The sequence below is a fragment of the Flavobacterium branchiicola genome (genome assembly GCF_018383905.1).
Classification (GTDB): Bacteria; Bacteroidota; Bacteroidia; order Flavobacteriales; family Flavobacteriaceae; genus Flavobacterium; species Flavobacterium branchiicola.
The window spans coordinates 59,082-70,050 of sequence record NZ_JAGYWA010000007.1; the positions used below are offsets into that span (position 1 = coordinate 59,082).

6 protein-coding genes and 1 tRNA gene are annotated in these 10,969 nt (G+C 38.7%); all 7 read right to left on the minus strand.

Annotated elements, in window-relative coordinates; all coding sequences use genetic code 11:
* Positions 1-5: 5 nt before the first annotated feature.
* Complete coding sequence (locus KHA98_RS17605) at positions 6-6,533, minus strand: MBG domain-containing protein (RefSeq protein WP_213259208.1); 6,528 nt, start codon at positions 6,531-6,533, stop codon at positions 6-8.
* A 16-nt stretch (positions 6,534-6,549) separates the two neighbouring features.
* Positions 6,550-7,500 carry a formyltransferase family protein gene (locus KHA98_RS17610; protein WP_213259209.1) on the minus strand — a complete coding sequence of 317 codons (951 nt, stop codon included), beginning with the start codon at positions 7,498-7,500 and terminating at the stop codon, positions 6,550-6,552.
* A complete protein-coding gene (locus tag KHA98_RS17615) occupies positions 7,485-8,615 on the minus strand; it encodes an ABC transporter substrate-binding protein (RefSeq protein WP_213259210.1) in 1,131 nt (376 codons plus the stop codon). Before KHA98_RS17615 ends, KHA98_RS17610 begins: the two co-directional genes overlap by 16 nt.
* Before the next feature lie 64 nt (positions 8,616-8,679).
* Positions 8,680-9,219 carry a phage tail protein gene (locus KHA98_RS17620; RefSeq protein ID WP_213259211.1) on the minus strand — a complete coding sequence of 180 codons (540 nt, stop codon included), beginning with the start codon at positions 9,217-9,219 and terminating at the stop codon, positions 8,680-8,682.
* Positions 9,220-9,235: 16 nt separating this feature from the next.
* Entirely contained in the window at positions 9,236-9,775 is a 540-nt protein-coding gene (locus KHA98_RS17625) for a phage tail protein (RefSeq protein ID WP_213259212.1), read from the minus strand.
* Between the two features lie 39 nt (positions 9,776-9,814).
* Positions 9,815-10,354: a phage tail protein gene (locus tag KHA98_RS17630; RefSeq protein ID WP_213259213.1), complete on the minus strand. Its 540-nt coding sequence runs from the start codon at positions 10,352-10,354 to the stop codon at positions 9,815-9,817.
* 485 nt (positions 10,355-10,839) lie between these two features.
* Positions 10,840-10,924, minus strand: a tRNA-Ser gene (locus tag KHA98_RS17635).
* Between the last annotated feature and the right edge of the window lie 45 nt (positions 10,925-10,969).

The following is a 10,969-nucleotide window of genomic DNA, read 5'->3' on the forward strand; positions in this document are numbered from 1 at the left end:
ATTCTTTAGTTTACCAATAAATTGATTGTTTTCAGCTGACCACTTGATAAGGTAAGCATTATAATATAAACTCCTGATTGAGACGGTGCAGTAATTTGATTTTTAGCTTTTACATTAGAAATAGTCTGAACCAGTGTTCCTGTAATGTTAAAGATGGTTACTGTTGCTCCGCTTAGTTGAGATTCACTAAAATTACACTCTAAAGTAAATTCATTCGATGCTTTTACCGGGTTAGGATATACTTTTAAAGTATTTGTGAAAACTGCTCCGGTTAATACAAGCGGACACGATTTGATTGAATTTCCTTTTATATCCTTAGCAATTACATAATAGGTTCCGTTTAAAGGCTGACCTTCGCTGTAATACTGTCGTGTTGCACCAGCAACCGCTGCTCCGTTTTTGTACCATTGGAATGCTACAAAGATTTTACTTTGGTTATTGAATAAAAGCACATCAGACCATTGTTGAATAACAAGTCCGGACTGACTTACAGTTACTGGTTTTGTAACTGCTGTTGCAGGATTATAATTCAGATTTCCATTTTGAGCCGCTGTAATTGTTGTACTACCAGAATTTTTAATATGTAAAGTTGTTCCTGATATTTCGCCAATATTTGAACTAGCTATAGAATAATTTATTGGAAGTCCACTGTTTGAAGAGGCAGTAAGCTGTGCTTCTTCTCCGGTATCGCATCCAAATTCTAAAGTTTGAGACCATGTAATTACCTGATCTGCTTTAATAATTTCAAAAGTAGCACTTTCAAGTACGATTGTGTAGTCTGCACCAGCACTAATAGTTCCTGCTGTAATGTTGTATGTACCAACATCTTCTCCGGCTTCTCTCGAAAGACTACCAGAAATTATTGCAGATGTATCACCATTTACAAATCCAGCCGCAGTATAATCGAAAACCGGATCTGCTGTGCCATACACTTTTTTATGTCCGGCTGTTGCTGTAATAGTAAGCTTGTATTTTTCGGTTGTAAAACTGATTTCGTTTCCGTAATTCACATTACCATTACTATTAATAGCATAGGTTTTAACATAGTAAGTTGTATTACCTTTTAAATTAGATAAAGGGGAACTAAGTGAACCTAAAGCACTACCGATAGTAACTTTAGTATCTGTTACAGAAGGATTAGAATGTGTTGCGAAGACAAAACCGGCTTCGGCTAAACAACTGCCATTATCTCTGTTAATTCCGTCAGAAAAAACAGTTCCTGTTAAAACAGCACTTGATACAGTAACACTAGTTGGTGTTAGTGTGCTTAAATTAACTAGATTATCAGGTTGAGTAATAATAATATTTTCTGTTATTGAACATGAATTGGCATCAGTAATAGTTACTGCATAAGTTCCCGCTGAAAGACCAGAGATACTTGATCCGGTTCCTGGTGATGATGACCATGAATAGGTGTAAGCTCCGGTACCACCAGTTACGCTTAAAGAAACAGAACCATTATTAGATCCGATACAAGTGACATCAGATTTAGAAACTGTTGCTATAATTGCATTTGGCTGTACTATTGTAAAGTTTTGTATAGCAGTACATCCATTTGCATCTTTTACCGTTACAGTATGTGTTCCTGCTGCTAAACCAGTGGCTGTTGCCCCAGTTGCCCCAGAAGGTGCCCATGAATAGGTATAAGCTCCAGTTCCTCCGGTGGCAGTAATACTAGCCTGACCAGTAGCTTCTCCATGACACAAAATATCAACCTGAGAAGGTACTAAGGTAATAGCAGAAGGTTCTGTTATTGTAACATTTTTTACAATTGTACATCCATTAGACGATGTTATTGTTACCGAATAATTTCCTGCTGTAAGATTGCTTGCTGTATCATTATTTCCGCCAGACGGTGCCCACACATAAGTAAATGGTCCAGGTGCTCCTGAAGGAACAACGCTGGCTGAACCTGTATTTGCGCCATGACATAAAACATCAGATTGGCCAATTGTTGCCACTAATGTATTGTTGGTTATAATTACAAAGTTTTTAGTTAAAGTACATCCATTAGCATCCGTAATTACAACACTATGATTTCCTGCGGCTAAATTTGTTGCAATGTCTGTAGTTTCGCCCGATGGAGACCATGAATAGCTATAAGGTGTAGTTCCTCCAGAAGGAGTAACTCCAGCCTGACCAGATGTACTACAAGTTGCATCAATTTGAGATGTTGTCGCAGTAAGCACGGCAGGCTGATTAATGGTGATACTTCTTGTAATAAAACAGCCTTTTGCATCTGTGATGGTGCAATCGAAGACTCCTACTGATAAACCAGTCGCAGTTGCGTCAGTTCCACCATATGGAGCCCATGAATAAGTATAAGAACTATTACCTCCAGAAGGTGTTACTGTTGCGGTTCCTGTTGCACCTCCGTTACACAGAACATCTGTTTTTGATATCGTTGCATCTAAAATCGCAGGCTGATTTATATGAACATCTACTGAATATACACAGCCGTTCGCATCTTCAACGAGTACCGAATAATCTCCTGCGGCCAATCCGGAAGCAGTTGCAGCTGAACCACCATAAGGGGTCCAAGTATAACTATAAGGGAAAGTCGCCCCAGAAGGAGTTATTGTTGCAGTACCATTGGCTCCTCCATTACAGGAAACATCGCTTGTTGAAACTGAAGCTGAAAATGGAGCTGGTGTACCAATTGTAATATTTTTAACGATTGAACATCCATTGGCATCTGTGATCGTACAGGTATAATCTCCCGCTGGTCTGCCTGATACAGATGATGCGATACCTCCAAGTGGGGCCCATGCATAAGTATAACCAGGAGTTCCGCCTGATACTGTCACACTTGCAGTACCATTACTTCCTCCATTACAACTAATACCTGTTGATGCTGTAGTGGCAGATAATGGTGCAGCTGGTTGGCCAATTGTAAAAGTTTGTGTTTGTTGACAACCATTATCATCTGTAACCGTAACTACATAAGTCCCGCTTATTAGGCCAGAAGCTGTTGCTCCGGTACCTCCTGAAGGTGCCCATGAATAGCTATAAGCTCCCGTTCCGCCGCTTGCACTTACAGTTGCAGAGCCGGTAGCTTCACCAAAACAGGCTATATTAGTTTGCGAAACCGGAGTAACCGTTAAGGCTATTGCCGGTTCGGTAATCGTAAAAGTTTTATTTATCTGACATGAGTTAGCATCTGTTATCGTTACTGTATAAACTCCCGCAGTAAGATTGCTGGCTGTCGCTGCTGTTCCTCCTGATGGCGCCCAGAAATACGTGTAACCTAGCGTTCCACCACTTACCACTACAGAGGCAGATCCTGTTGCATATCCATTACACAATATATCATCTTGACTTGTAGTTGCAGAAAGAGGAGCATTGGGTTGCCCAACAACAAAGCTTTGAGTAGTTTGACATAAGTTTGCATCTGTAACGGTCACAGTATATGTTCCGCTTGCAAGACCAGTAGCAGTAGCAGCACTTCCTCCAGTTGGAGCCCAGGAATAAGTATATCCACCAGCACCTCCGGTTACATTTACAGCTGCAGTTCCGTTAGTACCATTATAACAGCTTACATTGGTTATTGTCCCCTGTGAAGCCACTAATAAAGGTAGCTGTGTTATAGTGAAATTTTGTGTAATTTGACAATGATTAGCATCTTCAATTATTACACTGTAACTTCCGGCGATTAAGCCAGTTATTGTTGCGTTGGTTTGGTTATTAGACCAAAGGAAAGTATAAGGTGCAGTTCCTCCAGATGGTGCAACTGTTGCAGTACCATTATCACCTCCATTACAGTTTACATTAGTCTGTGTGGGATTTGCAAGAATTGTTGGTACTTTTAATGTTGCAGCCAGAGAAGTGGCGTTAGGAGGACATCCTCCAATTGCTATTAAGCGATATTGATAATTGTTTAAAGAAGCAATTGCTCCTGTGATGGTTAGTGACGAAGTTGTTGCTCCTGAGTATGGAGCTGCATTATTTACATTAGTAAAACCTGATCCGTTATTTACTTCCCATTGAAGACTTGTTGCATTTGAAGCTGCAGCAGTAAAAGTGGTATTCTCACCGATACAAACAGTTATTGATGATGGTTCTGCTGTAATAGCAGGAGTAAAGCCAACTGTTAGCAAAGCATCATTTGATGGTGCTGCAGGTGTACAAACACCAGAAGCTATAGCTCTGTAGCGATACCCATTGAGTCCGACAGTTGCTCCTGTAATAGTCAGTGTTGCTGTAGTAGCACCTGAGTAAGTTGCATTATTAGAAATACTGGTAAAACCCGATCCGTTATCTACCTGCCATTGGTAACCGGTTGCATTTGCTGCGCTAACAAAAAACGTAGTATTTGCGCCTGTACAAATACTGCTTGCAGAGGGCTGAGTTGAAATAGAAGGTGATGAGTTTACTGTTAGAGCAGCACTATTTGAAACTGCAGCCGGAGTGCAACCTCCTGTTGCTACTACTCTATACACAGATCCGCTAAGTCCGGCAGTTGCACCTGTGATAGTAAGAGTTGCAGTATTTTCTCCTGAGTATGGTGCTCCATTTGAAATGTTGGTAAAACCTCCTCCCTGATCTACTTGCCATTGATAGCCTGTTGCATTTGATGCGGTAACAGAAAATGTAGTATTTGCTCCTGCGCAAATGGTGCTTGGAGATGGAGGAATTGAAATAGAAGGTGCCGGATTTACAGTAAGTGCAGCATTATTTGAAGTTGCGGGTGCACAGGTACCGGTAGCGATTACTCTGTACAGATATCCGCTCAATCCAACTGTTGCATTTGTTATAGTAAGTGTAGATGTTGTCGCTCCCGAATAAGGCGCTCCATTTGAAATATTGTTAAAACCGCCTCCCTGATCTACCTGCCATTGGTAACCGGTTGCATTTGCTGCGGTAACAGAAAATGTAGTATTTGATCCTGAGCATATTGTACTTGCATCAGGATTTGTAACAATTAAAGTAGGTGGGGTAAAAGTAAGTGTTGCACTATTTGATGTTGTAGTAAATAAACAAGAACTTTTTAGTATAACTCTGTAAGTCAAACCATCCATTCCCGCTGTAATATTATCTATGGCAAGAGTTGCAGTAGTTGCTCCTGCATAGTTAGGAGAAGTACCTCCATCACTAATATTCGCAAATCCTAGACCATTATTTACCTGCCATTGATAAGTTGCTACATTGGTTGCCGCAACAGTAATAGAGGTATTAGTACCTGCGCAAGCTGAAAAAGAAGCAGGATGGGTAGTTATGGCTGGTGAAGATTGTGCTATTGTAGGTTGTGCTATTATTACAGTATGTGATGTCATGCACCCAATATTGTCTGTAACAGTAACAGTATAAGTGTTGGCAGCAAGATTACTGGCTGTTGCCCCAGTTCCTCCAGACGGACTCCATGAGTAGGTATAAGGTGTTATACCCCCCGTTGCGCTTATTGTAGCAGAGCCATTAGTACCACCATTACAACTAACATTGGTTTGTGCGGTTGTAGTAACGATTGTATTTGGAACTGTTAATGTTGCATTGTTTGAGTTAACAGAGCCTACACCTGTTGCTACGCAACGATAGAGATAGCCACTCATTGCAGCGGTTACTCCGGTTAAGGTCAATGTTGCTGTTAGCGCTCCGGAATAGGGTACTCCATTAGAAATATTGTTAAAACCTGATCCTTGATTCACCTGCCATTGGTAACCAGTTGCATTATTTGCAGTAATAGAAAAAGTGGTATTATTGCCAGGACAAATTGTTCTATTTGGCGGGTTGCCTGTTATTGTTGGAGGAGTTCCTAAAAAAGTGGCAGCTGATGGCAACGGAAGAGAAGTTGCAGAAAGCGTCCAGTTTGCCGGATTCATTACAGCAGTTCTAATTTGTGCTACCGTTGTAATGGGTACACCACTGGCGCTATTAAATTTAGCCGACGCGGGAGTAGTTCCTTCAGTATAAAATGCACTTGTACCGCCAACAAGGTTTGGAGGCATTACAGAACCATTTGATCCATTTGCACAAAGTGGATCATCCCATCCGCTTTGTGTTGTTCCTTGTGCACAGCGAAAAAAATGTAGACCGCTAATAAATGTAACTCCGGCACCTGTAACAACACCTGATCCACCCTGAAAAGCAACTATTTGATCACCCGTACCTGATAAAACCAGTCCATTTGTCATAGTACCTTCAGTTTGGGTTACCACACCATTTTCTGTGGTTGTACCACCGGCAAGATTATAAATGTAAGCTTTCTTACCTTGTATGATAATCTCTGTTCCTGTTGGAATAACTGTTGCTCCTGAAGTCCAGGAAACAGTACCTTCAAGAGTACTAACTGCCTGCCATGTACCAGTTTCAAAATACCCTCTGTCAGTAAAAGATATTGTAGTAGAAGCAGGAATAGGAACTAGACACACAAAAGAATAGGCATCACCATCTGTAGCATTAAAAGTGGAATCATATCCAGTAAAGATAATATCCCCAACTGTTAAAGTTTGAGAGTACCCTGAGAAACTTTGCAAAAATATCCCCAAAAACAAGGCAATATTTATAAAATTTTTAATTTGAGAGTAAAAATGTTTCATAATTAAGTTAGTTAAATTATAAGGAGGCAAATTGCTCGCCGTTTTTTATACCAAAAGCAAGCAATTTGTGCCCGCTCATAAATCCTTCTTCTGTATAAATGGTGTTTATACGAAGTTGAGTATTATTATAGCATTGTATTATTAAGCCGCTATTTTCATTTATTTCTAAAATTGTTCCCGGAATTTTTGACTGTATGATAGCATTGTCAATTTGTGAAACTTCTACAAATCGTACATTTAGTCCATTCCAATGCGTGTAAGCACCTTTATTCCAGGGATTACAGGCATTTACTAAAGCCTGAATCGCTTTTGAATCCTGATGATTCCACTGAATGCTGACATCAGTAATGGTAGGTTTTTTATAATATGCCGCTTTTGTTTCATCCTGGTTTGCACCTTGCTCATTAAGATGTAATAACGTTAAGAGTTCGGGCAATAAATAGGAACCGAGATAAGATAAGTGGGTACAAACCATTCCATGTGTAAGGTCAGTATGTAACGGCAATGTTTTTATCAGAATTATTTTTCCTTTATCAATCTCTTTTTCAATACTGTGAATAGAAATTCCGGTTTCTTTTTTTTGTTTTTTTATAGATTCAAAAACAGGATCAGCACCACGCATTTCAGGTAAAAGGCCATAATGGAAATTATAAAATAGATTTGGATGCTGTTTTATAATTTCTTCCGGTATTTTCCATGGAAATGTCATTGTAAAAATATATTTTAACGAAACAATTTCTGCGATTTCCTTTAGTTGGCCTGTTAATTTAGACTTTTCGATCTCTATTAAATTAATACCTTCCTGTAAAGCAAAATGAGAGCAAAATGCTTTTACATCTTCATTTTCTGCAGAAACTCCAATTGTATGTAGTCTTCCAAGTCCATGTAAGGTTTGTATAGCAGGAAATGCCATTCTATTGTTGCATAAAACGATTATGTCACGTACCGGATTCATGATTCTAAACATGCATATGAATTAAACCACGAATTTGAAGGGATATTCTGCGCTTCCAAAATATGATATCGCAAGCGTTTACGTTCTTCATCTAAATGAGTAACCTCGGCTATGTCTTCTAATAAACAATTACCTGTCTCTTCATTTTTAGTTACAGTAGCATAATACAAAGGCGCTTCTGAAAAACCGGTTTCCGGATTCATAAAAACTGTTCCTCTTGGAGAGTTAATAGCAATATTGTCTAAAGAGTTGTCATTTGAGTTTGCTATAAATAAAGCAGCTTCCCATCCTAGAAGAGAAAATAAATTAGCTTTCTGTTTTTTTATATTTTGCATTGTAAATACAAAATCTTCATTTTCTTTATTAATTGTATTAATAGACCATGGAATTGCACAGCTCCAGTTATAGCCCGGATAAGGTATTTTATTTAACCATAATTCTTCGGCTGTAAAACCACTTCCATAAGTTTTGCACGAAGCAATATTTTTTAATTGTGATGATGCTCTGAAAAAATCCTCAGCCATATCGCCACAAAAAGAAGTAAAAAGAGAAACATCAGTATTCTTTTCAATATATTCTTCTAATGGACTTAAATTCAGATCTGCACGTTTCAAAGGTGTAACGTGGTTATAGCTAATAGCTATTCCTTTATCCTCAACCGCGGTAGAGTAGGTGTAAGACGAACGATAACCCGCATCATAAAATGAGCAGGTAAAGGCAAAATTATTTGTTCCTTCTTCAATAGCCTTGCGAGCTATGGCGCGTGAACATAAGCTGCCTTCTAATGAAATGAAATAAACGTTTGATAATTTTTTTTCAAAGCTTTGAAAATGATAACCACTATCGAGCACAATAAGTAATTTTCCGGAATTTTCGAAAAGAGGTTGTATAAATTCGGCAGAAGCAGGATTAATGTAGGCAATAATGATATCAGTGCCATTTAAAAGAAATTGTTCTGAGCAATCATAAATTTCTTTGTTGTTTCCGCCCACTCCAATGTTGGCGGTTACAATTTCGTATTTTTCATCAATTCCTATTTTTTTTAGCGAAGATTTAAAACCATCCATTATATCGAAAGACATCGAAGGATAAATAACAGATCTTGGCAAGAGTAAAGCTATTTTCATAAACAATTTAATTGGTATTAAAAAAAACAAAACAACCCATTAGAGCTCTAATGGGTATTTTTTGCTAGTTTCTACTAGGATACACTCCTTGAAGACATATAATGTAATTCATGCCCAGATAAGGCTGCTGAATTGGTATTGGCAGATTGTTCCCGGTTAGGGCTACTGTAATTGCAGGTGCTGTGGCTTTTAAAGTAGTATTAGCTGCTTCTGTAGAATAAAGTGAAGGCAAAGAAGCTAAATTAGCATCTGCAGGTGCGCCAGTATCTCCTGTGTCTGCATAAGCTTTGGGTGCAAATGTACCTTGTGCCGCATGCGTATGATTTGGTAAATTTTGGCTTGTTGCAGTCACTGAATTTGTCCCCAATACCATTCCTGGTACAAATTGCATAATTCCAGCAGCAACGCCAGCGCCTGCAGGAATTCTGCCTCTAAAATCTGGTAATGCAAAAGTTTGAACACCATTACCACCATAAGTGGTTCCTAAAAGGCTAAATAATGCTTGATTTGTACTTATACTAAGAAGCTGCCCTGCACAAATTGCCCAAGATTTTGGCGCAAAATTGGGTGCAAATAGACGAATTTCAGACATTGTTCCATCCATAATATTTTATTTTGAATTAGTTTCTACTTGGAAAAATACCTAGCATACAAATAATATAATTTGTAGCAAGGAAAGGTTGAATGATGGTAAATGGACCACCATTGCCAGTGGGTGCCAGGGTAACTGCCGAAGTTCCGGCTTTTAAAGTATCACCTCCGTCAGTTGTATTATATGCCTGCGTTAATCCCGCTAAAATATTTCCTGTTGGAGAGCCTGTGTTTCCTGCAGAATTTGTTGCTGGCAGAGCAATTGAACCCGTTGCTACGTGGTTATGTGTTGGCATTTGACCAATCGACATATTAGCAGTTTCTGCACCACCAACCTGACCAAGTACCACATTTGGTAATCCCGGACCCTGACCTGTACCTACAGGTACACGTCCTCGAAGATCAGGAAGATTGAATTTAACTTGGCCATCGCCTCCATAAGTTGTACCAATTAATGCAAAAAGAGTTTCATTTTCAGCAATACTTATACTAGCTCCGTTACAAAAAGCCCAATTTGCCGGAGGGAAATTCCCGCCAAATAATCTGATTTCTCCTATAGTTCCTTCCATAATATTTTATTTAATTATTTAAAATTTTCTTAAATCACTTTATGAACGACTAGGAAATGTACCAGTAAGACAGATGATGTAATTCATACCAATTGTAGGCTGCATTATCGAAAGCGGCTGATTTGAACCAATAGGAGTTACAGTTACATTGTATGTCGTTGATCTCATTTCATCTTCACCAGCAACAGAACTGTACATAGCACCTTTGGCGGCCAGAATATTTCCACCAGGAGTATTGGCATCACCAAAATCTGAGTAAGCCGGAATAGCAACAGCTGCAGATGAAACATGTGTATGTTGCGGAAGTTCTGCGGTGGTTAACATCACAGTATTTAGCCCCGCTTTTTCACCAATGATATAGTCTGTTAAACCAGGTCCCTGACCCATTCCTATAGCTACACGACCACCAAAGTCAGGTAATCCAAATGTAGTTGACCCATCTCCGCCATAATATGTTCCTATGATAGAAAATAATGCTGTATTACTTCTAATTGCAACTAAGCCTCCATTGCAGGGTGCCCAATTTCTAGGCGTAAATCCAGCGGCGAAATGACGTATTTCTCCAATTGTTCCGTCCATAATTATATTGATTTAAATAGTTAATTGACAATTAAATAAAAAAAGGAGTCATCTAACTGTAGTGATTTGCGACCGTAATTATTTGACTGTTTTTTATTGCAATGCTAAAGTATTGTATATAATTGTTTTACGGGCAAGTAGAAATACGTGTTTTATAGAGCTTAAAAGTGTTATGTATAGTATTAGAAAATTTTATTGCCAGCGTACTTGAGAAAGTTTGTATTGGGAAATTTTTTATCAAGCAAATTGCTTAAGTAAAAATGAAAATAAGTCCTGTTTATTATTTTGTGCCAGATTTGGATTTGTCTTTTGAAGTATAATAACTACTAGTAAGTAGATTTTAATTGAAAATAAAGAGGGAAGTGCGAAGTAGTATGTTATAAAAAAATGGAAGATTATATCTTTTTTAATACTTTATGCGGAGATTTCAGTTTATGCATAAAAACGAAAAAACCCTCAATAAAAATTGAGGGTTTTGCCTTAAGCGGAGAAAGAGGGATTCGAACCCCCGGACCTGTTACAGTCAACAGTTTTCAAGACTGCCGCATTCGACCGCTCTGCCATTTCTCCAGTATGTCGCTATCGTTTTGTGATTGCGAGTGCAAATATAGTGCG

Bases quoted from the DNA above. Each gene is read 5' to 3' on its own strand.
- KHA98_RS17605 (WP_213259208.1), bottom strand. From the start codon at position 6,533: ATGAAACATTTTTACTCTCAAATTAAAAATTTTATAAATATTGCCTTG.
- KHA98_RS17610 (WP_213259209.1), bottom strand. From the start codon at position 7,500: ATGTTTAGAATCATGAATCCGGTACGTGACATAATCGTTTTATGCAAC.
- KHA98_RS17615 (WP_213259210.1), bottom strand. From the start codon at position 8,615: ATGAAAATAGCTTTACTCTTGCCAAGATCTGTTATTTATCCTTCGATG.
- KHA98_RS17620 (WP_213259211.1), bottom strand. From the start codon at position 9,219: ATGGATGGAACAATGTCTGAAATTCGTCTATTTGCACCCAATTTTGCG.
- KHA98_RS17625 (WP_213259212.1), bottom strand. From the start codon at position 9,775: ATGGAAGGAACTATAGGAGAAATCAGATTATTTGGCGGGAATTTCCCT.
- KHA98_RS17630 (WP_213259213.1), bottom strand. From the start codon at position 10,354: ATGGACGGAACAATTGGAGAAATACGTCATTTCGCCGCTGGATTTACG.